The sequence below is a fragment of the Actibacterium naphthalenivorans genome (assembly GCF_014196965.1).
In the GTDB taxonomy this organism is placed as follows: Bacteria; Pseudomonadota; Alphaproteobacteria; order Rhodobacterales; family Rhodobacteraceae; genus Actibacterium_A; species Actibacterium_A naphthalenivorans.
Genome location: NZ_JACIEQ010000006.1, coordinates 23,800 through 47,172 on the forward strand (window position 1 = coordinate 23,800; position 23,373 = coordinate 47,172).

Consider the following 23,373-nt stretch of genomic DNA (forward strand, 5'->3'; position numbering starts at 1 on the left):
CCTCACGGAAACTGAGCGTGAACGGCGTTGATCGCCGCCTGGTCGAGGGTCAGCCCCGCCGCATCCAGCAGGGACTGGGAGAAGTAGATGAACATATCTTCGCCGATGCCCTGCGCCGCCTGCGTTTCGAGCGCGGAGAGCAAGAGCCGGTCTGTCGCGTCATCCTCGGCGGGCGGCAGGATATCGTCAAGCCGCAGCAGATAGACGCCGCCGGCGCTTTCGACCACCTGGCTTTGCCCCTTTTCAAGGGCGAACACCGTCTCCGACAGATCCTGAGGGGTGACGCCGCCGCGGGTGACGGCATCGGCCGTCTCGACGGTCAGCCCGAAGCTCTCTGGCGCATCGCCCGCATCCAGAAGCGTCTTCAGCCCTTCGGCCTTTTCCACCAGCAGGCGCCGGGTTTCGCCTTGCTGCCAACCCTCGATGGCGGCGGCGCGCACCTCGTCCAGCGGGCGCAGGCGGGCCGGGGTTATCTCATCCAGCCGCAGCGCGAAAATGCCGCCATCCTCCAGCTGGATCACTTCGGGGAAATCGCCGCTCTGGACCGCGTCCGCCGCCGCGCGGAACGCGTCATAGCCCGCGATCGCCTCGTCATCCTGGCCGCCGGCATAGTCGATCCGGCCCAGCGTCATCTCCGTTTCGTCGGCCAGCTCTTCCAGCGTGGCGCCGGCGGCAAGCCTGTCGTCGATATCGGTGATGCTGTCAGAGATGATGCGCCGGGCGCGGTCCAGCGCCAGTTCGCTTTCCAGATCGTCGCGCGCGTCTTCGAACGGGGTTTCCTGCGCGGCGATGATCGCGTTCATCCGGATCAGCGCGGGGCCCAGATCGGTATCGACGGGGCCGATGACGCCGGGGGCCTCCAGCGCGAATACCGCATCGCCCGCCGCGCCCAGTGCGGCGCGGGTCACATCGCCCAGATCAATATCGCTCAGCTCCAGCCCGCGTTCGGCGACGAGGGTTTCGAAATCCGCCTCGCCGCTGTCGAGCCGCGCCTTTGCGGTCCGTGCCTCTTCCTCGGTGGGATAGATCAGCCGTTCCACCAGCCGCCGCTCGGGCTGCATGAATTCGTCGATCCGGGCCTGGTAGAGCGCGCGCAGCGCGTCTTCGTCCGGCGCGATGCTGTCGATCAGCATGTCGGGCGTGAGCCACGCATAGGTCAGCGCCTTGGTTTCGGGCGCGGTGAAAGCCTCGGCATTTGCGTCGTAATAGGTTTGCAGCGCGGCCTCGTCGGGCGTGCCAACCGGCACCTCCAGATCCTGCGGCGTCAGCTCGATCATCGTGTAGCTGCGGCGCGCGCCGATGAAATCGAGCAGAACCTTGCCATAGGTTTCGGGCAGGGTGTTGCCGCCCAGCACGGCGGCCTGCAGCAGCGAGCGCGCGGTCTCGCGCCGGATCTGCTCTTCGAAGGCGGCTTCGGTCAGGCCGTTCTGTTGCAGGGTGAAGCGATAGGCCTCACGGTCGAACGTGCCATCGAGCCCCTGAAACGCGGCATAGCCCAGCACCTGGTCGCGCACCTGCGCATCGCCGACGGAGAGGCCGAGCCGGCTGACCTCATTGTCCAGCGTGGCCGATGTGACGGCCCTGCCGCGCGCACGGGCCACAAGGCCGAACGCCTCTGCCTGGGCGACGCTTACCGGCGCGCCGGTCTGGGTTTCGGCGGTGCGCAGCTCGCGCTGCAATTCGCGGGCGTAATCGTCGATCGGGATCGGGGTATCGCCGACCTTGCCGATGCTTTGCACCGAGCCGCCGAAATTGCTGACGCCGAACCCGCCCAGCCCGACGATCAGCAGCAGCAGAATGATCCAGACCAGGATATTGCCGGTTTTCTTGCCCGCGCTCATGGCGATCCGCCCTTTATTGCCGAAATTCTGTCGTGGCTGTGTAAGCGGAAGGCAAAGGCGCCGCAAGCGTCATGGCGTGAAAGCGGCCAGCCTGTCGTAAAGGGCGGCGATGCCGGCCCTGTCGATATTGGCGAAGGCGACGCGCAACTGCCGCGCGCCGGCGGCATCGCCCGCGGGGGTGAACATGGTGCCGGGCAGCAGCAGCACACCGGCCCCCGCCACCAGCCGCTGCGCGAGCCGGTCGGAGGGCAGGGCGAAGGGATGCTCGAAATAGGCGAAATAGGCGCCGACGCCCAGCAGCCGCCAACCGGCCAGACGCGGCGCGCCCGCCTCGATCGCGGCGCGCCGGTCAAGGATCTCGGCACGCTCGCCCGCCAGCCACTGGCCCAGATTCTCCATTCCCCACAGCGCCGCGCGCTGGCCGATCTGGTTGGGGCAGATGGTGACGGTATCAATGAACTTCTCCACCTGCGCCAGCCGCGCGTCAGAGGCCACCATAGCCCCCACCCGATGCCCGGTCAGCCGGTAGGCCTTGGAGAAGGAGTAGAGATGGATCAGCGTATCGGCCCAGTCGGGATCGGTGAAAAGCGCATGTGGCGCGCCGCTGCGGCTGTCGAAATCGCGGTAGGTTTCATCCACGATCAGCGCCAGCCCGCGCGTCTTCGCCAGTTCGTAAAAGGCGGCGAGCGTTTCGGCGGGATACTCCACGCCGCCCGGATTGTTGGGCGTGACCAGCACGATGGCCTTGGTGCGCGGCGTGATCAGCGCGGCGGCGGCCTGCGGATCGGGGATCAGCCCGTCGCCGGTGGCCAGCGGCACGACGCCGATGCCGTTCATGTCGAGCCACATTTTATGGTTGAAATACCAGGGTGTTGGCAGGATCACCTCATCCCCGGCGGCGGCCAGCGTCGCCAGCGCCGCGCAAAAGGCCTGATTGCAGCCAGAGGTGATGGCGACCTGCCCGGATGCGATCTGCCCGCCATAGGCGCCCGACCAGTCGGCGGCGATCTTCTCGCGCAGGGCCGGCAGGCCCAGAACCGGGCCGTAGAGATGCGCCTCGGGTATGTTCAGCGCCACATCGGCGATGGCTTCGCGCAGCGCGCGCGGCGGCGGATCCACCGGGGCGGCTTGGCTGACGTTCAGCAGCGGCCGGTCGGCCCGAAAGGTGACCCCGTCAAGCCAGCGCCGCGCCTCCATCACCGGGGGCGGAAAGGTGGCGGCCATGTTCGGGTTCAGGGGCAGGGGCATCTGGCGCAATATCCTCGGGCTGTGGGCGGGGCGCGGGCCCCGCGCCGCCCATCTAGGACGGGATCTGCCCCCGCATCAACCGATACTCGCGCCAGATCAGCGTGATCACCACCATGTCGAACAGCGTCAGCACGATCATCATCGGCGATTGCGTGGCCACATAGCGGTGAATCTGGGTGGCGATGAACCCCGTCAGCACCACGATCGAGGCCGGATAGGCCCAACGCCACCGCGCCGCCAGCCCGCCGACCATGGCCAGTTTCAGCGCGCCATGGGCCGCCAGATAAAAGGCCAGAAACGCCCCCGCCGGATCGGTGACCCCCTGCGCCTGCGCCACGAGCCAGCCCGCGACCGCCCCCGACGGATCGCGCGCCAGCACCGTGCGGGTCAGCCAGTCGGCCAATGCGAGGATCCCGCCGGAAGGCACGAAATGCAGGCCGATCCCGGCCGTGATCTCTGCCAGCGCCATCAGCCCCTTGAGCAGCAGGCTGGCCTCGAAGGCCTCGTGCAGCAGCCATTGGCGAAGCCGTCCGGCGGGGGGATGCGGCAGCATTGGCGCGGCCTCAGTCTCTGGCCCGATATGGCTCTACATATTGCAGGGCCATGTCCCAGGGGAAAAAGATCCACGTGTCCTGGCTGACCTCGGTGATATAAGTATCGACAAGAGGGCGCCCCTGCGGCTTGGCATAGACCGTCGCGAAATGCGCCTTGGGGTAGAGCTTGCGGACCAGTTCCAGCGTCTTGCCGCTGTCCACCAGATCATCGATCACCAGAATGCCGGTGCCGTCGCCTACCGTGGCCGGGTCCGGCGCCTTGAGCACGACCGCGTCCATCTGCTCCTGATGGTTGTAGGATTTGACCGAGATCGTATCGATCACCCGCACATCCAGCTCGCGGGCGATGATCATCGCCGGGGCCATGCCACCCCGCGTGATGGCGACGATGGCGCGCCAGGCGCCGTTGTCCGGCCCGCGCCCGTCAAGCCGCCAGGCCAGCGCCCGGCTGTCACGGTGGATCTGATCCCAGCTTATGTGAAAGCCTTTTTCATGGGGCAGGCGGTCGCTCATCGTTCAACTGTCCTTGCCGTTGCGGCCGGTGACAGCGGCGATATCGGGCGCATCCACGGCCTTCATGCCGACAATGTGATAGCCCGCATCCACATGCAGGTTCTCGCCCGTCACCCCGGACCCGAGATCGGACAGCAGGTAGACGGCGGATTTGCCGACCTCATCCTGCGTGACATTCCGACGCAGGGGCGAATTCAACTCGTTCCATTTCAGGATATAGCGGAAATCGCCGATGCCGCTGGCGGCCAGGGTCTTGATCGGCCCGGCGGAGATCGCGTTCACGCGGATGTCCTTCTTGCCCAGATCCTCGGCCAGGTATTTCACCGATGCCTCCAACGCTGCCTTGGCAATACCCATTACATTATAATGCGGCATAACCTGTTCCGCACCATAATACGTCAGCGTCAGGCACGATCCGCCTTCGGTCATCAGTTTTTCGGCCCGGCGCACCACGGCGGTGAAGGAATAGACGGAAATATCCATCGTCATCATGAAGTTGTCGCGGCTGGTATCGACATACCGCCCGCGCAATTCATTCTTGTCGGAAAAGCCGATGGCGTGAACGATGAAATCCAGCTTGTCCCATTCCGCCTCGATCCCGGCGAACAGCCGGTCGACAGAGCCTTCGTCGCTGACGTCGCATTCCAGCACCAGCGAAGATCCGACCTGCTCGGCCAGCGGGACGACGCGCTTCTTGAGCTGTTCGCCCTGATAGGAAAACGCCAGTTCGGCGCCATGATCGGCACAGGCCCGCGCGATTCCCCAGGCAATGGACTTGTCGTTCGCAAGACCCATAATGAGCCCGCGTTTGCCTTCCAGGAGTTTTGATGACATTTGCCGCCCCTCGACATCCCTATTTTAAGTGCCCGACCTTTAGGGCAAACCGGGGGGGCCATCAAGGGTATCAGGACGCAGCGTCGCAGTTGACCGGATGGTCAAGAATGGTTATCTGCGCGCTTTCTCGAAGGAGAGGCCCATGACTGACCGTAGCGGTATATTCGCAGCCGACGATCCCTTCGCCCTGACCCGGTCATGGCTGGCCGAGGCGGAAAAGAGCGAAATCAACGACCCCAACGCGATCGCGCTGGCGACGGTCGATACGAATGGTATGCCGAATATACGAATGGTTCTGTTGAAAGACATCGAGGACGATGCTTTCGTCTTTTACACCAACTACGAAAGTACCAAAGCCGGTGAAATCGAGACCGCCGGAAAGGCAGCGTTTGTGCTACACTGGAAATCACTGCGTCGACAGATCCGGGTGCGCGGTCTTGCCGAAAGGGAAGACGGGCCCAAGGCCGATGCCTATTTCGCCTCTCGCTCGCCGAAAAGCCGGCTGGGGGCCTGGGCCTCGCGCCAATCTCAACCACTCAAGTCACGGGCCTCGCTGATGGCCGAGGTGGCCCGGGTTGCGGCGCAGCGGGGACTGGCCACGGAACGACCGCCTTTCTGGGGCGGCTACCGGGTGCGACCACTGGAAATCGAGTTCTGGGCCGACGGCGATTTCCGGTTGCACGACCGCTTTCGCTGGCGGCGTGAAACCGTGCTGGATGCATGGCAGATACAGAGGCTGAGCCCATGACATTCACGCATCGTGAATGACAAACCTATGGAAAGAATGTGAATTTTGATTGCAGTCTGCGACGGGTCTGTCACAACAGAACAAGTCGCGTACAGTGCCGTATATGTGAAAAAGAACGATGAACGATATGGATGAAAATGCTCTGCGGACGGTGACCGGCCGGGTGAAGTGGTTCGACCCTACCAAGGGCTTCGGTTTTGTTGTTGCCGACGAGGGCGGCCCCGACATCCTTTTGCATGCCAATGTGCTGCGCAATTTCGGACAAAGTTCTGTTGCGGATTCCGCGGGGGTCGAGATCCGCGTTCAGGAAACCGAGCGCGGGATGCAGGCGGTCCAGGTGTTGCGGATCGACCCGCCCGAGGCCACGGAACACGCGCCGCTCGAAGATCTCGCCGAAGCTGATTCCGACGCGCTCTCCTCCGCGCCGTTGGAGCCGGCGCGGGTGAAATGGTTCGACAAGGGCAAGGGATTCGGTTTCGCCAATGTTTTCGGAAAAAGCGACGATGTCTTCGTTCACATCGAAGTGTTGCGCAGATCGGGACTGGCGGATCTGCAACCCGGAGAGGCGGTCTGCCTGCGTGTCGTCGAAGGCAAGCGCGGCAGAATGGCAACGATGGTGGGCTCATGGGAAAGCGCGATCAGCAACGGCAACACACCGGATGGCGACGACGCCTGAGCGCGCTTCTGGCGCTGCTCGCGGTCATCGCCGCGACGCCGCTGGCGGCGGCCTGCACCGATGGGGCTGTCGACCTGAGGGGCGGCTGGGGGCAGGCGCGCTTCACGGTCGAGCTTGCCGATGATCCGGCAGAACGCAGCCGGGGCCTGATGTTCCGCGAGACGCTGCCGGCGAGCCACGGCATGCTGTTCGTCTATGACCATCCCCAGCACGCCGTCTTCTGGATGAAGAACACGCTGATCCCGCTGGACATGCTTTTTGTCGACACGCAGGGGCGGGTGCGCCGGATCCACGAAAACGCCATCCCGCATGACACCACCCAGATCGACGGCGGGCCCGGCGTTCTGGCGGTGCTGGAGATCAATGGTGGCCTGTCGCGGCGGCTCGGGATCACTGAAGGCAGCGTTCTGCGCCATCCCGCCTTCGGCCCGGGCGCGGCCTGGCCCTGCGACGCGCCTTAGCTCTTTTCATTCCCGCGACACGCGGCTATTGAAGCGCCTGATCGGGGCGTAGCGCAGCCTGGTAGCGCGACGGTTTTGGGTACCGTAGGTCGCAAGTTCGAATCTTGCCGTCCCGACCACCTCCCAACAGATTGAACGCACGCACCGCGCAGGGCCCTGTACCGGCCTGAAGCGATCTGTCAGCTTTTCCCGCTAAGCCTGCATGTGGTGGCCGATTTTCTTTTGCTTACAAAATATGCGTGCCGTGCCTGTCACACGAATGAATCATTCCGGTGCCACGCAGGTGCATGGCGCCGCCGCCCGGTCAATGAAAAAATCTGGCATTTAGTTCAAACTTTTCCGTTGACCCGGCCCTCCAATCTACGCCACCTTGTGTTGGCCGGTGGACGCAACACAACATTTTGTGTCCGACGCGGGAACGGGACAAAACCACATGATACTCCCCGGATTGGGCGGGGGCCGACGCGGCGAGACGATGCGCCGCGCCGGGCGGGATTTGTCTGCGCGACCGCCGTGGCGATGGATTGGCTTGGGCGCAACGGTTCGCCTGACGCCTGCGGGACGACAAAAAAATGCGACGGGGCAGACCATAAAATGAAAATCGAACGCAATTTCACCAAAACGGATACCGGGGCCTACGGCGAACTGGAGTTTACCAGCACGGTTTCCGAAATCCGCAACCCGGACGGAACCGTCGTGTTCTGCCTGGACAATGTAGAAGTGCCCGCGGGCTGGAGCCAGGTGGCCTCCGACGTGATCGCGCAGAAGTACTTCCGCAAGGCCGGCGTGCCCGCGCGGCTGAAGAAGGTGCGGGAAAAGGACGTGCCGGAATTCCTGTGGCGCTCCGTTCCGGATGAGGCCGCGCTGGCCGACCTGCCCGAAGACGAACGCTTCGGCGGCGAAACCTCGGCCAAGCAGGTGTTCGACCGTCTGGCCGGGGCCTGGGCCTATTGGGGTTGGAAGGGCGGCTATTTCACCACCGAGGCCGACGCCAGTGCCTATTACGACGAGATGCGCTATATGCTGGCCACCCAGCGCGCCGCGCCCAACAGCCCGCAATGGTTCAACACCGGCCTGCACTGGGCCTATGGCATCGACGGGCCGGGGCAGGGCCACTATTACGTGGATTACAAGACCGGCAAGCTGACGCGCTCCAAATCCGCTTATGAGCATCCGCAGCCGCATGCCTGCTTCATCCAGTCGGTCAAGGACGATCTGGTCAGCGATGGCGGCATCATGGATCTGTGGGTGCGCGAGGCGCGGCTGTTCAAATACGGCTCGGGCACCGGCACCAACTTCTCCAGCCTGCGGGCCGAGGGCGAAAAGCTTTCGGGCGGCGGCAAGTCCAGCGGCCTGATGGGGTTCCTGCGGATCGGCGACCGGGCGGCGGGCGCGATCAAGTCGGGCGGCACCACGCGGCGCGCGGCCAAGATGGTGATCTGCGACGCCGACCACCCCGATATCGAGGAATTCATCAACTGGAAGGTCAAGGAAGAGCAGAAGGTCGCCTCTCTCGTGGCCGGCTCCAAGATGCACGAAGAGCATCTGAACAAGATTTTCGCGGCGATCGGCACCTGGGATGGCAAGGCGGAAGATGCCTATGATCCCAAGGTCAACCCGGCGCTGAAGGCGGCCATCCGCTCTGCCAAAAAGATCGCGATCCCCGAGGCTTACGTGAAGCGGGTGCTGGATTACGCGAAGCAGGGCTATGCCAGCATCGAGTTTCCGACCTACGATACCGATTGGGATTCCGAGGCCTACAGCTCCGTCTCCGGCCAGAACTCCAACAACTCCGTCCGGGTGACCGACGCCTTCCTGAAGGCTGTCGAGAACGACGACGACTGGGAACTGATCCGCCGTACCGACGGCAAGGTCTCCAAGACCATCAAGGCCCGCGATCTGTGGGAACAGATCGGCCACGCCGCCTGGTCCTGCGCCGATCCGGGCATCCAGTATCACGACACGGTCAACGCCTGGCACACCTGCCCCGAAGACGGTGCGATCCGCGGCTCCAACCCGTGCTCGGAATACATGTTTCTGGATGATACCGCCTGCAACCTGGCCTCGATGAACCTGCTGACCTTCTACAAGGATGGCGCGTTCCAGGCCGAGGATTACATGCACGCCTCGCGGCTGTGGACCCTGACGCTGGAAATCAGCGTGATGATGGCGCAGTTCCCGTCGAAGGAAATCGCGCAGCTTTCCTATGATTTCCGCACGCTGGGGCTGGGCTATGCCAATATCGGCGGGCTGCTGATGAATATGGGCTATGGCTATGACAGCCCCGAGGGGCGCGCGCTTGGCGGTGCCCTCACCGCGATCATGACCGGCGTCGCCTATGCCACCTCGGCCGAGATCGCCAGCGAGCTGGGCGCATTCCCGGGCCATGCCCGCAACGCCGAGCATATGCTGCGGGTGATCCGCAACCACCGCACCGCAGCCTATGGCAAGACCTCGGGCTACGAGGGGCTGGCGGTAAAGCCGGTGGCGCTGGATCACGCCAACTGCCCCGACGCGCGGCTGGTCGAGTTGGCCAAGAGCGCCTGGGACGAGGCGCTGGCGCTGGGGGAAAAGCACGGCTACCGCAATGCGCAGACCAGCGTCATCGCGCCGACCGGCACCATCGGCCTGGTGATGGATTGCGACACCACCGGCATCGAGCCCGACTTCGCGCTGGTGAAGTTCAAGAAGCTGGCCGGAGGCGGCTATTTCAAGATCATCAACCATTCGGTGCCCGCGGCGCTTGAAAAGCTCGGCTACGGATCGGCCCAGATCGAAGAGATCGTCGGCTATGCCGTCGGCCACGGCTCGCTCGGCAACTGCCCGGCGATCAACACCACCTCGCTGATCGGGCATGGCTTCGGCGCCAATGAACTGGAGAAGATCGAGGCGGCGCTGCCCTCGGCCTTCGACATCCGGTTCGTGTTCAACCAGTGGACCTTGGGCGAGGCGTTCTGCACCGGCACGCTGGGCATTCCCGCCGAAAAGCTCAACGATCCCACCTTCGATCTGCTGCGCCACCTGGGCTTCACCAGGGCCGATATCGAGGCCGCGAATGATCATGTCTGCGGAACCATGACGCTGGAAGGCGCGCCGCATCTGGACCCGGCGCATTACCACATCTTCGATTGCGCCAACCCCTGCGGCAAGAAGGGCAAGCGTTTCCTCTCGGTCGACAGCCACATCCACATGATGGCGGCGGCGCAGAGCTTCATCTCGGGGGCGATCTCCAAGACGATCAACATGCCCAATGACGCCACGATCGAGGATTGTCAGAAAGCCTATGAGCTTTCGTGGTCGCTGGGGGTGAAGGCCAACGCGCTCTATCGCGACGGTTCGAAACTGTCGCAGCCGCTGGCCTCGGCGCTGGTCGAGGATGACGAAGAGGCCGAAGAGGTACTCGCCAACGGTACCGCGCATGAAAAGGCCCAGGTGCTGGCCGAGAAGATCATCGAGAAAGTGGTGATCAAGGAGGTTGCGCGCGGCCGCGAAAAGCTGCCCGAGCGGCGCAAGGGCTATACCCAGAAGGCCATCGTCGGCGGGCACAAGGTTTACCTGCGCACCGGCGAATACAAGGACGGCGCGCTGGGGGAAATCTTCATCGACATGCACAAGGAAGGTGCCGGCTTCCGCGCGATGATGAACAACTTCGCCATCGCCGTGTCGGTCGGTCTGCAATACGGCGTGCCGCTGGAAGAGTTCGTCGATGCCTTCACCTTCACCAAGTTCGAACCGGCGGGCATGGTGCAGGGCAATGACAGCATCAAGAACGCGACCTCGATCCTGGATTACATCTTCCGCGAACTGGCGGTGTCCTACCTCGACCGCACCGATCTGGCCCATGTCAAGCCGGAGGGCGCCAGCTTTGACGATATCGGCCGGGGCGAGGAAGAGGGCGTGTCCAACATCAAGGAGATGTCGGAAAGCGCCGCGTCGAAATCGCTCGAGGTGCTGAAGCAGATCAGTTCCACCGGCTATCTGCGCAAGCGGATGCCGCAGGAACTGGTGGTGCTGCAGGGCGGCGGCATGGGGGCCACCGCGCTGGACAGTTCGGCCGATCCGGTGGCCACGCTGCAGACGCTGGTGCCCGCCGTCGGGCAGACCGCGACGGGGCTGGCCTCCGGCACGGTCAGCATGGACGCGCGGGCCAAGGCAAAGATGCAGGGCTATGAGGGCGACCCCTGCGGCGATTGCGGCAACTACACGCTGGTGCGCAACGGCACCTGCATGAAATGCAACACCTGCGGCGGAACGTCGGGGTGTAGCTGAGGAATTGAGGGTTGGGGATCAGCGTTGGCGCGCTGATCCCCGGCTCTTCCCGCACTAGCCTAGCACGCTGCGGGAGAAACCAGTTTGGCCCTTTTTGGGGCCATGACAAAAGGAAAGACATGGACGGAACTTGGGATCAATAGCGTGCTGACTTACGCACAGGTTTGCCACCAACTAATGCTCGCGACCTGTGGATAACAACAGAAAGCTAAAAATAAATGGTTCACGAATATGAATTAACTCGCCCTGTCCTTGAGGCCTTAAATGAGAGCTTGCTCGGTGAGCTTTCAACCACCGATCTGCGCAGAGAAATTAAGGCGCGGATTGCATTGGATGCATCGGATTATGAGCCTTTGAAAAACCGCCCAGATTGTCGAATTGATCAGGTGGTAAGGAATATCAAAAGCCACAAAAAAGCCCTGGAAACCCTTTTGCCGAGGGTCTCTTGGAGGAGATCCCTCGCGGATTTCGGATCACCAAGTATGGGCGGGCGTTTTTACATAGAAGTTGAGTTCCGGGGCGGGTGCGCTCGCCCCTGACGCAGATCGGGCCGCAGGCAGAAACCGGGCGGTACATAGAATGAGCCTGATCAGCGAAACTGGGGTGCCTTCGGGCGCCCCTTTCTTTTTGTGCGGTGCGGCACTGTACGCGGCCATCCCGCGAATAAGGAATTTTTCCCTGTTGCCGGCGGGCTGCAAGCGCCCGTGCGCGAGCACATATGGCGAGGGACGGCGCCGTGCCGTTTGAAAATCTGAATTCTGGAGTCTTCAGATATGAAACTGAAAATCACGATCCTTACCGCCACGCTGGCGCTTTCCGGGGCGGCCCTCGCGGCCGGCGACTTCGCCGCGTTCGATAGCGATGGCGACGGCAAGCTTTCGATGGAGGAAATGCTGGTCGCTTACCCCGACCTGACCGAAGAGGAGTTTGCCGGGATCGACACGGATGGCGACGGCTTTCTGAACGAGGGCGAGGTTGCCGCCGCCGAAGAGGGTGGCGAGCTGCCGATGTCGGAATGACCGCCCGCCCGTGATCGCGAAACGCCCCGGTCGCAGGATCGGGGCGTCTTGTTTTCAGCCTGTCATTTCTGTGCGCGGATGAAGGTGCCGTTGTTCAGGTCTTCCATTGCCTGGATCAGTTCGGCGCGGGTGTTCATCACGATCGGGCCGTGCCAGGCCACCGGCTCCTGCAGCGGGCGGCCGCTGACCAGCAGAAAGCGGATCCCCTCGGGCCCGGCCTGCACCGTCACCTCATCGCCGCTGTCGAACCGGACGAGCGTGCGGTTGCCGGTTCTGTCGTGGATATTCAGCTCCTCGCCCATGAATTCCTTCTCGACCCGCACGCCCTCGGGGGCCGAGGCATCCCGGAACGAACCCTCGCCGGCGAAGACATAGGCAAAGGTGTTGGCGTAGGTATCGACGGGCAGGCTCTTGCGGGTGTTGGGTGGCACCGACACATCCAGATACATCGGCTCCGCCGCGATTCCGTCGACCGGGCCGGATTTGCCCCAGAACCTGCCGGTGATGATCTTCACCCGCGTTCCGTCATCGTCGATGATCTCGGGGATGTCGCTGCCCTGAATGTCCTGATAGCGCGGCGCGGTCATTTTCAGCCGCGACGGCAGGTTGGCCCAAAGCTGAAAGCCGTGCATCTGCCCGGCCTTGTTTCCCTTGGGCATCTCCTGATGCAGGATGCCCGACCCGGCGGTCATCCATTGCACCGAGCCGGGGCCGAGCAGCCCCCTGTTGCCCAGCGAGTCGCCATGCTCGACCGTGCCTTCCAGAACATAGGTGATGGTTTCGATCCCACGGTGCGGATGCCAGGGGAAACCCTTGGAATAGAGCCGGGGGTCATCGTTGCGGAAATCGTCCAGCAGCAGGAACGGATCACTGTCGGACGGATCGCCGAAGCCGAAGACCCGGTGCAGATGCACGCCCGCGCCTTCGGTCGCCGGGATGGCCCTGGTCTGGGATTTGATCGGGCGGAATGTCATCGTCTTTCTCCTGTCTCTTTGCAGGGAATATGGCGTTTTGCATCCGTCAGCGCGACTGGAGCCGGCAAACACGGTCTGTGCGCGGTTGCAGGGTCGTCAGGCGGCGCGGTCGTCGAACAGGGTGGTGACGGGGGCATTCTCGGGCAGGTCCACCGCCGCGCGCAGCCGGGCGCGGGCGCGCGACAGGCGCGAGGTGACAGTGCCCAGCGGCAGCCCTGTCTGCCGGGCCAGATCGGCATAGTCCGCGCCTGTCGTCGCCAGCAGGCGCAGTAGTTCGGCCTGGGCCGGGGGCAGGGCGGCGATGGCCTGCATCACCTCGCGCAGGGCCAGCCGGCCGGGCGCCTCGGCCGGCTGGGCGGGCAGGGCGGTATCGTCATCCCCCAGGGTCACGTCGCTGTCGCGGTGGCGGGTGCGGCGATGGGCGTTGCGCAGCGTCGTCATCAGATAGGGGCGCAGCGTCTGGATATCCTCGCCCGCCGCGATGCGCGCCCAGACACATAGCAGCGCCTCTTGCGCCAGATCGTCGGCAGTGTCGCGATTGCGTGTCAGAACCCGTGCCAGATGCCGCAGCTCGGGGATCAGCGCGGTAAGGTCATCTCCGGAATCGGTCATCCTTGCCCTCCATTCGCGGATGCCCGCTATTGGGCGCGCAGTGAAACGCATAGGCAAGGCCGGGGGTTTCCGCCGATCGGCCGCACCCGGCCGTTTGGGCGGCTTTCAGCGCGCCGCGCGGGCGGGTTTCGGCGAACCGTCGCGGATGCTGGGGCGCCGCGGCGGGGCAGGGGATGGAAACCGCCGGCACGCGCTCTTGTCTGGTGAGGGCGGCAATCTTGCCGTCGCTCACAACCGAAACTCAGGAGAGTTATGACATGAAACCGATGATCTTGACCGTTGCGGCAACCCTTGGCCTTGCCGGGGCCGCCTTTGCGCAGGCCGATTTCACCAGCATGGACGCAGACAACGACGGGATGCTGTCGATGACCGAAATGCTGGTGGCCCTTCCGACGCTGACGGAAGACGGGTTCGTGGCCATGGATACGGACGAAGACGGAATGATCAGCCAGGAAGAGCTGAGCGCGGCCGAGCAGGCCGGCCTGCTGCCGATGTCGAGCGAAGGCTGACACGGGCAGAATGCGGCGCCCCGGTTCACACCGGGGCGTCGTCGTTTCAGGTGCCGCGCGCCAGCGCCGCGACGCCGGTGCGGGCCACCTCGATCAGGCCCAGCGGCCGCATCAGATCGGCAAAGGCATCGATTTTCTGCGGCATGCCGGTCATTTCGAAGACAAAGCTTTCCAACGTGCTGTCGACCACATTGGCGCGGAAGATCTCGGCCAGACGCAACGCCTCGATCCGTTTGTCGCCTTGACCAGCCACCTTGAACAGCGCCAGTTCGCGTTCCACCGAAGGGCCTTCGACCGTCAGATCATGCACCTCATGCACGGGCACGATGCGGCCAAGCTGTGCCTTGATCTGTTCGATCACCTGCGGCGTGCCCTTGGTGACGATGGTGATGCGCGACAGGTGGCCCAGATGATCGACCTCGGCCACGGTCAGGCTCTCGATGTTATAGCCACGGCCCGAGAACAAGCCGATGACACGGGCCAGCACCCCGGCCTCGTTATCCACGATCACCGCGAGCGTGTGGCTTTCGATCACCTCGGCATTGGGATCGCGCAGATCATATGCGGAGTGTTTCGAAAGACCTTTTTTCAGACGTAGAGCAGACATTTGAAGACCTTTCCTAAACCATCACCGCGCCCTTGGCGCCGATTGCATCCTGCGTGTCGGCACCGCCCAGCAGCATTTCGTTATGGGGCGCGCCCGAGGGGATCATCGGGAAGCAGTTTTCGTGTTTTTCCACCAGACAGTCGAAAATCACCGGCCCGTCATGGTTGATCATCTCCATGATCGCGTCATCCAGATCGGCCGGATCATGGCACTGAATGCCCTTGGCGCCGAAGGCCTCTGCCAGTTTCACGAAATCGGGCAGCGATTCCGACCAGGAATGCGAATAGCGCTCGCCATGCAGCAGCTCTTGCCACTGGCGCACCATGCCCAGCCGTTCGTTGTTCAGGATGAACTGCTTGACCGGCAGGTTGAACTGCATCGCGGTGCCCATTTCCTGCATGTTCATCAGCCACGAGGCTTCGCCCGCCACGTTGATCACCAGCGCGTCGCGATGCGCCATCTGCACCCCGATGGAGGCCGGAAAGCCATAGCCCATCGTGCCCAGCCCGCCCGAGGTCATCCAGCGCTTGGGCGCGTCGAAATGCAGGAACTGCGCCGCCCACATCTGATGCTGGCCGACCTCGGTGGTGATATAGCGGTCGTGATCCTTGGTCAGCGCCTGCAGCCGCTGCAGCGCGTATTGCGGCTTGATGGTCTTGGAAGAGGGGGCATAGGCCAGGCAATCCACCTTCTTCCAATCCTCGATCTTCGCCCACCATTTCGCCAGCCCGTCCCTGTTCACCTTGCGGCCGCGCGATTTCCAGATGCGCAGCAGGTCTTCCAGAACATGGGCAATGTCGCCGAGGATCGGCAGATCCACATGGATCACCTTGTTGATCGACGACGGGTCGATATCGACATGGGCTTTCATCGAGTTGGGGCTGAAATCGGCCAGCCGCCCGGTGATCCGGTCGTCGAACCGGGCGCCCAGGTTGATCATCAGGTCGCAGCCATGCATCGCCAGGTTGGCCTCATAGAGGCCATGCATCCCCAGCATCCCCAGCCATTTGTCGCCCGAGGCCGGATAGGCGCCCAGCCCCATCAGGGTGGAAGTGATGGGAAAGCCCGTCGCCTCGACCAGCTCATGCAGCAACTGGGTGGCCGCGTCGCCCGAATTGATGACGCCGCCGCCAGTATAGAAGATCGGGCGCCTGGCCTGTTCCATCGCTTCGACGAGGCGGGTGATCATCTCGATATCGCCCTTCACCTGCGGCTTGTAATGCCCCATCTCGGAGCGGCGCGGATCGGTATAGCTGCCCGAGGCGAATTGAACATCCTTGGGAATGTCGATCAGAACCGGGCCGGGGCGGCCGGTGGTGGCAACGTGAAACGCCTTGTGGATGGTTTCCGACAGGCGATCAGTGTCTTTCACCAGCCAGTTATGCTTGGTGCAGGGGCGGGTGATGCCCACGGTATCGGCTTCCTGAAAGGCATCGGTGCCGATCATGAAGGTCGGTACCTGGCCGGTCAGAACCACGATCGGGATGGAATCCATCAGTGCGTCGGTCAACCCGGTGACGGCATTGGTGGCGCCCGGGCCCGAGGTCACCAGCACAACGCCGGGCTTGCCGGTCGAGCGTGCGTATCCTTCGGCGGCGTGAACCGCGGCCTGTTCGTGGCGCACCAGAATGTGCCGGATCTCGTTTTGCTGGAAGATCTCGTCATAAATCGGAAGCACGGCGCCGCCGGGGTAGCCAAACACCACCTCGACCCCCTGATCCCTCAGGGCTTCAACCACCATCCTCGCGCCGGTCATCGACTTGGTCATCTCTCTCTCCGTGCTTCGCGTCTGCGCCAACAAAAAAGCCCCCGGTGTGAACGGGGGCGCATGGGGTAACCTTCTGGTGTCCGTTACCGGCCCATGCGCCTTTCTTCTACGAGTACAAGAATGTCAGCCATTCCCGGGGATCCTTCGTTTGCGTGCGCGGGGACATTAGGAGCGGGGCGCAGGGCCGTCAACCGCCAAAATCATGAGTTTTGTGTCGTGTGGCCAGAAAAAACTTTCCAATTATTGCGCACCTGACCGAAAATGCGACATATGCGGATTTTCCAACGGTGAAATGAAAATTTTCCGGGGCGGCATCTAGGTTATGGTTTTTTTTCCCGGAAACTGCAGATAGTTTCGCCGCACCATAAAGTGATCTGCCCGCCATAGGGTGGGCGAAATTTTTCGGGAGGAGAGACCAAATGGATCGTCGTTCTTTTTTGCGCACGTCCGCACTTGGCGGCAGCGCGGCCGCCGCATCGACACTGGCCGCACCGGCCTATGCCCAGGGCAAGCGCACGCTGACCATGGTCACGACCTGGGGCCGCGGCCTGGCCGGCGTGCATGACGCCGCACAGCGCTGCGCCGACACCGTCACCGCGATGAGCGATGGCGCGCTGACGGTCGAAGTCAAGGCGGCGGGTGAGCTTGTGGGCGCCTTCGAGGTGTTCGACGCCGTATCGTCGGGCCAGGCCGACATGTACCACGGGGTGGATTACTATTTCCTTGGCCAGCATCCGGCCTTTTCGTTCTTCTCGGCCATTCCCTTCGGGATGACGGCGCAGGAGCTGAACAACTGGTACTACCATCAGGGCGGCCAGCAGTTGCAGGATCAGCTGACCGAGATCTTCGGCCTCAAGACCTTCCTCGCCGGCAACACCGGCCCGCAATCGGGTGGCTGGTTCCGCAAGGAGATCAACGGCCCCGAGGATTTCCAGGGCCTCAAGTTCCGGATGCCGGGCCAGGGCGGCGAGGTGCTGGCCAAGCTGGGCGCGAGTGTGCAGAACCTGCCGGGCGGCGAAGTGTATCAGGCGCTGGCCTCCGGCGCGATCGACGGCACCGAGTGGATCGGCCCCTGGGCGGATGAAAAGGCCGGCTTCCAGGAGATCACCAAGTTCTATTACACCGCCGGTTTCCACGAGCCGGGGCTGGGTCTTTCGCTGGCCACCAACCGCGAGGTCTACGACTCACTGAGCCCGGCGCTTCAGTCGGTCATCGAAAACGCGGCCATGTCGACCAACGCCTGGAGCCTGTCGCAGTTCATGGCGAACAACGCCTCGGCGCTTCAGCGTCTGCAGGCGGGCGGCGTCAAGGTGCTCGAGTTCCCCGATAGCGTCTGGGATGCCTTCGGAAGCGCCGCGATGGAAGTTGTCGCTGCGAACCTGAACGACGATCTGTACAAGGAAATCCACGACAGCTACATGGCGTCGATGAGGAATTCCTCGCAGTGGATCAGCCGTTCGGAAGGCGCCTATTCCACGCAGCGCAACCGCATTCTGGGTTAAGCCCTGCAGCTTTGAAACGAATGCGCTCTCCGGTCCGGGTCCGGGCCGGGGGGCGCCCTGTGTAACACGCGCCGAAATGCACGGACGGGCAGACGGGGGGCCGCTTGGAGCTATCTGAAAAACAGGCAATCATGCGCATCGTCTACTACGGTGGCTCGGTTGAATTCTTCACGGTCGTCTTCGTGCTGTTTCTGGCGCTGACGGCGCTGGGGCTGTGGCGCCGCACCATCATGTGGGGCACCGTGCGGGTGCTCGAGGGGTTTGCCAACGGGATTGGCCGGTTCTTTGCCTGGGCGGGCCTGCTGATGGTGCTTCAGCAGATCGTCATCGTCTTTCTGCAGCGCATCTTTCGTGTTTCCGAAATCTCTTTCGGCCCGATGGGCATGGCTTTCACCAAGGATCTGTCCTGGTGGTCGGAGGAGCTGAAGCTTTACAACGCTATGATCGTGGCGCTCTGCGTCACCTACACATTCGTGCAGGGCGGGCATGTGCGGGTGGATCTGGTCTATTCCGCCGTCTCCCACCGCACCAAGCGGATCATCGACATGGCCGGCTCGCTGATCTTCATGATGCCGGTGGCGGTGCTGACTTGGATGTATGCCTGGTATTTCCTGTGGCGCCACCTGATCACGCCCAAGCCTTCGGCCTCCGACACGCTGGACAAGCTGATGCTGAAGGCCCGCGCGGTGCGCTGGAACGTCGAGACCATCGGCTTTTCGCCGAGCGGGTTCAACGCCTATTTCGTGTTCAAAATCCTGCTTCTGGCCTATTGCGGGCTGGTGTTCCTGCAGGCCATCGCCTTCTTCTACCGCTCCTATCTGGAACTGGTGGAGGGAGAGCCGAGCGAGGGGAAATACCTCGATAAAGACACCCTCGGCGCGGGTGAAGAAGCCTATGAAGGCACACACTGATAGGGGCGGGATAAATGCTATTCGGACTTGACGGCGTCGAGATCGGCCTGATCATCGTCTTTCTTTGCCTCTTCGGGGCCATTCTTTCGGGCTTTCCGGTGGCCTTCGCCATCGCCGGGGCCGGGGTCATCTCTTTCGCGATCATCGCCGGGCTGGACAGTGCCGGGCTGCTGATCCATCAGGCGGTCGATACCGGATCGGCGGCGTATAACGCGCTGATCGCCAAAGGTTTGCATCCCGATGCCATATCGGTGTTCCGATACCCCGATCTGCCGCGCTATGACACGCCGCTGTTCCCGCAGGGCTGGGAAGTGGCGATGGACCGCAACATCAGCTTTGTCGTCAACCGGATGAACGAACGGGTGCTGGCCGGGCAGGGCATCGAGACGCTGCTGGCGGTGCTGATGTTCGTGATGATGGGCATCACGCTGGAACGCTCAAAGATCGCCAACGAACTGCTGACGACCATGGCGCGCGTGTTTGGCCCGCTGCCGGGCGGGCTGGCGGTTTCGGTGGTGGTGGTGGGCGCGTTCCTCGCGGCCTCTACCGGCATTGTCGGCGCTACCGTGGTGACGATGGGTCTTCTCAGCCTGCCCACCATGCTGCGCAACAAATATTCGCCCGAGCTTGCCACCGGCGTCATCGCCGCGTCGGGCACGCTGGGGCAGATCATTCCGCCCTCGATCGTGATCGTTCTGCTGGGCACGCTGGCGGGCGATCTTTATTCCGCCGCGCAGGAAAACCGGGCGCAGCTTGCCGGCTGTTCCGACGCGCTGACCTATCTGGGCGAAGCGGCGGTGGTCTCTGTGGGCACGCTGTTTCAGGCGGCGATCCTGCCCGGCATCATGCTGGCCTTCCTCTATGGCGCTTTTGCCTTCGTCTATGCGCTCGTGAAGCCCCACAAGGCGCCGCCCGTGGCGTTCGGGGCCCGTTCCGGCGAAGCGGTGACCCGCCGCGAGACACTGACATGGTTCCTGTTCGTTCCGCTTGCGATGATCGGCGGCGCGGTTCTGGCGGGGTATCTGAACATCGCCGGCAGCCAGAGCATCACCGTCGACAGCTATTCCGACAGTTCCCCGGCGGCGGTTCTGCGCACCAACGTGTCGGATCAGTGCCGCGAGTCGATGATCGAACTCCACGGGCAGGAGAAATGGGATCTCGCCGTTGCCCAGCAACAGGCGATCGAGGCCGCGGGCGGCGCCGTCGCCAGCAAGAAGCTGACCGAACAGGAAATCGCCGGCGCGCGCGCCGACAAGATTGCCGCCGCCCCGGTGATTTCAAGCGGCATCCTGACGGCCTTCGTGCTTCTGGCGCTGGTGCTGAGTGCCGCGCGGGGCGTTTCGCCCTCTTCCGATCCGCGGCCGCTGTTGATCGGCGCGGCCGGCGTTGCCCTGGCGCTGGTGGTGGATGCGCTGTTCATCACCCCGCTGAGCTCGCCGGGCCAGACCTATATGCGGCTGGCGATTCCGCTGGCGATGACGCTTTACGGCTGCCGCTATGCCATGGGGCTTTTGGGCCGGAACGAATTGCTGCGGGTGGTGTTTCCGCCGCTGCTTCTGATCGTGGCGGTGCTCGGCTCCATTCTGGGCGGCATCACCAACCCGACCCCGGCCGCCGCGCTCGGCGCGGGCGGCGCGATCATGCTGGCCGCCTTCCGCAAGTTGCAGGAAGAGAACAAGAGCGGCCGGCTCATCCTGTGGGCGGCGCTGGCGATCGTGATCATGATCCTGGCGGGAACGGATTTCGACCTGCGGATCAACCGCGCCGATGTGCCGTTCGAAGACTGGGTGGCCTTCATCATCGCCCAGGGCGCCTATCACTTCGCGATGTTCGGCATTCTCTACGGATGCTGGGTGCTGTGGCGCTCTGCGGTGCTGCCGCCGATCGTGCGCGAGACGGCAAAGGTGACCTCGATGGTCTTCACCATCCTGATCGGCTCGCAGCTGCTGAACCTCGTGGTGATCTCCTTTGGCGGCGAGCATTATATCCAGCAATTCCTGCGCAGCTTCGACAATGAACTGACGGTGTTCCTGATCGTGATGCTGGTGCTGTTCCTGCTGGGCTTCGTGCTCGATTTCCTGGAGATCATCTATATCGTGATCCCGATCGTGGGGCCGGTGATCTATGGCGGCACGTTCGATCCGAAGTGGGTGACGATCATGATCGCGGTCAACCTGCAGACCTCGTTCCTGACGCCGCCCTTCGGTTTCGCGCTGTTCTATCTGCGCGGGGTCGCCCCGGCCGAGGTGTCGACCGGCCAGATCTATCGCGGCATCATACCCTTCGTGCTGATCCAGATGGCGGGGCTGGCGATCCTGTGGTTCTTCCCGGCCATCGTCACCATCGTGCCGAACCTGCTGCCGAACTGACCCAAAGAAAAGCCCGCCCTTTTGGGGCGGGTTTGCATCTTTGCTGTCACGGCTCCGCCATCGCGGGCCCGCTGCTCAGCGGCGGGTCGGGCGACCGTCGGGCAGGGTGATACGCGCCACCTGTTCGGCGATCGGCGCCACCGAAAGCGGATGGGTCTCAGAGCTGTGATCAGCCGGGTCGCCTATATCCTGCCACACCCCGTTCTTGTAGATTTCCAGCGCCGAGAAATTGGCCTTGTAGCCCATCTTCGGGCTGCCCGGCACCCAGTAGCCCAGATAGACATAAGGCAGCCCCGCGGCGCGCGCGATCTCCAGATGGTCGAGGATGACATAGGTGCCAAGGCTGCGCGCCGCCATCTCCGGATCGTAGAAGGAATAGACCATCGACAGCCCGTCTTCCAGCACATCGGTCAGGCAGACGGCCGCCAGCGTGGTGGTTCCGTCCTCCGGGTCGGGGCGGCTGTATTCGACGACGCGGGAGCGGACCGAGGTTTCCTCGACCATCGCGGCGAATTCGAAGATATCCATGTCGGCCATGCCGCCATCGGCATGGCGGTTCTCCAGATAGCGGCGGAACAGGGCGTATTGCGCCTCGGTGGCCCAGGGCGACGTGCGCGCCCGCGTCAGTTCGGCATTGCGCCGCAGCGTCTTGCGCTGGCTGCGGGTCGGGGTGAAATCCTTCACCCGGATGCGGGCCGACAGGCAGGCGTTGCAATCGGCGCAGGAAGGGCGGTAAAGCACGTTCTGCGAGCGGCGGAACCCCTGCTTGCTGAGCGTGTTGTTCAGCTTTTCGGCATGTTCGCCCTGCAGCGCCGTGAACAGCTTACGCTCCATCCGCCCCGCCAGATAAGGGCAGGGTTGCGGAGCCGTCACATAGAACTGGGGCGCGATGGGCAGCGTGTGGCGCATGGGGTCAGCGTTGTTTTCTCGTTACATTCAACGCTAGCAAAGCTATCCGGGCGCGCCAAGGGGTTTAGCTCAGCTCGCGGCGGCGCGGTTGATGGCGGCGGTGCCCAGCAGCAGGTCATGCAACGCCTGCCGGCGCGGGCCGGTCAGCATCAGGATGATCGAGGCCGCCTGCGGCAGCAGGAACGAGAAGAAGACCGAGAACAGCAGCGTGTGCATCGCCGCGGTCACCACATCGAATCGCTGACCATTGGCACGGCGAAATTCGATGGCCACAAGGCGCATGCCCAGGGTGGCCGATCCGCCGGCCAGTGTCACGGTCCGATAGACAAACCCGATGACCGTGGCCAGAAGCGGGAAATAGAACAGCCCGGTAAAGGCGGTGAAGGGCAGCACCAGCACCGTCAGAAGCAGGATCAGCAGGGTGTCGATGACCCATGCGATCAGCCGTTTGACGGGCACATCGGCATAGAAGTCTTCGTGAAGGTCCGGGTCGGGGAGACCCCAGAATATATCGCTCATGGGTCCTAACTAGGGATGCGAAGGGCAAAGGGGAAGGGCGCCCCGGCTCTCGGGGCGCCCTTTCTGGGCGTCAGGCCTCGACCGGATCGCCGCTGCCTGTCTCGCGCGCCTTGCGGGCACGCTCGTCCATGAACTGGTCGAATTCGGACTTGTCCTTGGCTTCGCGCAGGCGCTTGAGGAAAGCCTCGAAATTCTCCTGTTCTTCCTCGAGCCGGCGCAGGGTTTCGGATTTATAGGCGTCGAACGCCGTGTTGCCCGAGGATTGAAACCCATGGGCGCGGGCGTGGAAATGTTTGCGTTTGTTGCAGCCTTTGAACATGCGTTTGCTCCAGATCATATAGGCAAGAAGGGCAAGGCCCACGGGCCAGAAGAAAATGAAACCGAGGACCATAGCCGCGATCCAGGCGCCTTTACCGCGCTGATCGAGCCAGTTCTCGGCTTGTGAGGGCCAGGTGGCGACGGAACTCATGTGTAACTCCTTGGGTCAGAGGTGAATGTGAATGCCTTTCACATCCTCAAGATTGGGTCTT

At 63.2% G+C, this 23,373-nt stretch carries 21 protein-coding genes, 1 tRNA gene and 1 pseudogene; 11 read left to right on the top strand and 12 right to left on the bottom strand.

From position 1 onward, the window contains the following. Positions 1 to 2: 2 nt before the first annotated feature. The 5 genes from GGR17_RS16725 to fabI all read right to left on the bottom strand — a co-directional run bounded on the left by GGR17_RS16725 (position 3) and on the right by fabI (position 4,990). The gene (locus tag GGR17_RS16725) at positions 3 to 1,841 is read right to left on the bottom strand and encodes a peptidyl-prolyl cis-trans isomerase (protein ID WP_054539123.1); all 1,839 of its coding nucleotides are present in this window, start codon (positions 1,839 to 1,841) and stop codon (positions 3 to 5) included. Positions 1,842 to 1,910: 69 nt separating this feature from the next. Further along, on the bottom strand, positions 1,911 to 3,089 hold the full coding sequence (locus GGR17_RS16730; protein ID WP_054539122.1) for an aminotransferase: 1,179 nt from the start codon (positions 3,087 to 3,089) through the stop codon (positions 1,911 to 1,913). A gap of 52 nt (positions 3,090 to 3,141) precedes the next feature. Next, entirely contained in the window at positions 3,142 to 3,642 is a 501-nt protein-coding gene (locus GGR17_RS16735; protein ID WP_054539121.1) for a DUF2127 domain-containing protein, read from the bottom strand. A gap of 10 nt (positions 3,643 to 3,652) precedes the next feature. After that, positions 3,653 to 4,156, bottom strand: coding sequence for a xanthine phosphoribosyltransferase (gpt, locus tag GGR17_RS16740; RefSeq protein WP_037209496.1), 504 nt, complete (start codon positions 4,154 to 4,156; stop codon positions 3,653 to 3,655). Between the two features lie 3 nt (positions 4,157 to 4,159). Continuing rightward, a complete protein-coding gene (fabI, locus tag GGR17_RS16745) occupies positions 4,160 to 4,990 on the bottom strand; it encodes an enoyl-ACP reductase FabI (protein ID WP_054539120.1) in 831 nt (276 codons plus the stop codon). Between the two features lie 142 nt (positions 4,991 to 5,132). On the opposite strand from fabI, the gene pdxH reads away from it, so the two are divergent. The 7 genes from pdxH to GGR17_RS16780 all read left to right on the top strand — a co-directional run bounded on the left by pdxH (position 5,133) and on the right by GGR17_RS16780 (position 12,163). Beyond that, entirely contained in the window at positions 5,133 to 5,738 is a 606-nt protein-coding gene (gene pdxH / locus GGR17_RS16750; RefSeq protein WP_054540402.1) for a pyridoxamine 5'-phosphate oxidase, read from the top strand. Between the two features lie 127 nt (positions 5,739 to 5,865). Continuing rightward, on the top strand, positions 5,866 to 6,414 hold the full coding sequence (locus GGR17_RS16755) for a cold-shock protein (protein WP_082386747.1): 549 nt from the start codon (positions 5,866 to 5,868) through the stop codon (positions 6,412 to 6,414). Then, positions 6,363 to 6,875 carry a DUF192 domain-containing protein gene (locus GGR17_RS16760; protein ID WP_054539118.1) on the top strand — a complete coding sequence of 171 codons (513 nt, stop codon included), beginning with the start codon at positions 6,363 to 6,365 and terminating at the stop codon, positions 6,873 to 6,875. The genes GGR17_RS16755 and GGR17_RS16760 overlap by 52 nt, the downstream gene beginning before the upstream one ends. Positions 6,876 to 6,917: 42 nt before the next feature. Next, positions 6,918 to 6,994: transfer RNA gene (locus GGR17_RS16765), tRNA-Pro, on the top strand. A gap of 475 nt (positions 6,995 to 7,469) precedes the next feature. Continuing rightward, positions 7,470 to 11,144, top strand: coding sequence for a vitamin B12-dependent ribonucleotide reductase (locus GGR17_RS16770; protein WP_054539117.1), 3,675 nt, complete (start codon positions 7,470 to 7,472; stop codon positions 11,142 to 11,144). Between the two features lie 218 nt (positions 11,145 to 11,362). Next, positions 11,363 to 11,683: a hypothetical protein gene (locus tag GGR17_RS16775; RefSeq protein ID WP_157445569.1), complete on the top strand. Its 321-nt coding sequence runs from the start codon at positions 11,363 to 11,365 to the stop codon at positions 11,681 to 11,683. A 234-nt stretch (positions 11,684 to 11,917) separates the two neighbouring features. Then, the gene (locus GGR17_RS16780) at positions 11,918 to 12,163 is read left to right on the top strand and encodes a hypothetical protein (RefSeq protein WP_054539116.1); all 246 of its coding nucleotides are present in this window, start codon (positions 11,918 to 11,920) and stop codon (positions 12,161 to 12,163) included. 62 nt (positions 12,164 to 12,225) lie between these two features. Here the strand turns inward: GGR17_RS16780 and GGR17_RS16785 are convergent, their stop codons facing one another. Together GGR17_RS16785 and GGR17_RS16790 are read right to left on the bottom strand one after the other, a co-directional pair. Further along, complete coding sequence (locus tag GGR17_RS16785; RefSeq protein ID WP_054539115.1) at positions 12,226 to 13,137, bottom strand: pirin family protein; 912 nt, start codon at positions 13,135 to 13,137, stop codon at positions 12,226 to 12,228. Positions 13,138 to 13,233: 96 nt separating this feature from the next. Then, positions 13,234 to 13,749, bottom strand: a complete 516-nt coding sequence (locus GGR17_RS16790; protein WP_054539114.1) for an RNA polymerase sigma factor — start codon at positions 13,747 to 13,749, stop codon at positions 13,234 to 13,236. Between the two features lie 257 nt (positions 13,750 to 14,006). Here GGR17_RS16790 and GGR17_RS16795 point away from each other — a divergent pair, with 257 nt between their 5' ends. Next, a complete protein-coding gene (locus tag GGR17_RS16795) occupies positions 14,007 to 14,258 on the top strand; it encodes an EF-hand domain-containing protein (RefSeq protein WP_037209504.1) in 252 nt (83 codons plus the stop codon). Between the two features lie 46 nt (positions 14,259 to 14,304). Here the strand turns inward: GGR17_RS16795 and ilvN are convergent, their stop codons facing one another. Then, complete coding sequence (ilvN, locus tag GGR17_RS16800) at positions 14,305 to 14,865, bottom strand: acetolactate synthase small subunit (protein WP_037209507.1); 561 nt, start codon at positions 14,863 to 14,865, stop codon at positions 14,305 to 14,307. Between the two features lie 13 nt (positions 14,866 to 14,878). Then, positions 14,879 to 16,633 (bottom strand): acetolactate synthase 3 large subunit, encoded by a 1,755-nt coding sequence (locus tag GGR17_RS16805; protein WP_054539113.1) that lies wholly within the window; start codon positions 16,631 to 16,633, stop codon positions 14,879 to 14,881. Between the two features lie 419 nt (positions 16,634 to 17,052). Between GGR17_RS16805 and GGR17_RS16810 the strand changes: the two genes are divergently transcribed. The 3 genes and pseudogenes from GGR17_RS16810 (at position 17,053) to GGR17_RS16820 (ending at position 21,415) form a co-directional block, all read left to right on the top strand. Then, the gene (locus tag GGR17_RS16810) at positions 17,053 to 18,135 is read left to right on the top strand and encodes a TRAP transporter substrate-binding protein (RefSeq protein ID WP_183314792.1); all 1,083 of its coding nucleotides are present in this window, start codon (positions 17,053 to 17,055) and stop codon (positions 18,133 to 18,135) included. Positions 18,136 to 18,239: 104 nt separating this feature from the next. Beyond that, positions 18,240 to 19,046: pseudogene (locus GGR17_RS16815) on the top strand (TRAP transporter small permease subunit); the annotation flags it as partial. A 14-nt stretch (positions 19,047 to 19,060) separates the two neighbouring features. Continuing rightward, a complete protein-coding gene (locus GGR17_RS16820; protein WP_054539111.1) occupies positions 19,061 to 21,415 on the top strand; it encodes a TRAP transporter large permease in 2,355 nt (784 codons plus the stop codon). Positions 21,416 to 21,490: 75 nt separating this feature from the next. On the opposite strand, the gene GGR17_RS16825 is transcribed toward GGR17_RS16820, so the two are convergent. From GGR17_RS16825 to GGR17_RS16835, 3 genes are all read right to left on the bottom strand, one after another. Then, the gene (locus GGR17_RS16825) at positions 21,491 to 22,324 is read right to left on the bottom strand and encodes an arginyltransferase (RefSeq protein WP_054539110.1); all 834 of its coding nucleotides are present in this window, start codon (positions 22,322 to 22,324) and stop codon (positions 21,491 to 21,493) included. A gap of 69 nt (positions 22,325 to 22,393) precedes the next feature. After that, entirely contained in the window at positions 22,394 to 22,843 is a 450-nt protein-coding gene (locus GGR17_RS16830; RefSeq protein WP_054539109.1) for an RDD family protein, read from the bottom strand. A gap of 70 nt (positions 22,844 to 22,913) precedes the next feature. Then, positions 22,914 to 23,312, bottom strand: coding sequence for a DUF2852 domain-containing protein (locus GGR17_RS16835; RefSeq protein WP_037209521.1), 399 nt, complete (start codon positions 23,310 to 23,312; stop codon positions 22,914 to 22,916). Positions 23,313 to 23,373: the final 61 nt, after the last annotated feature.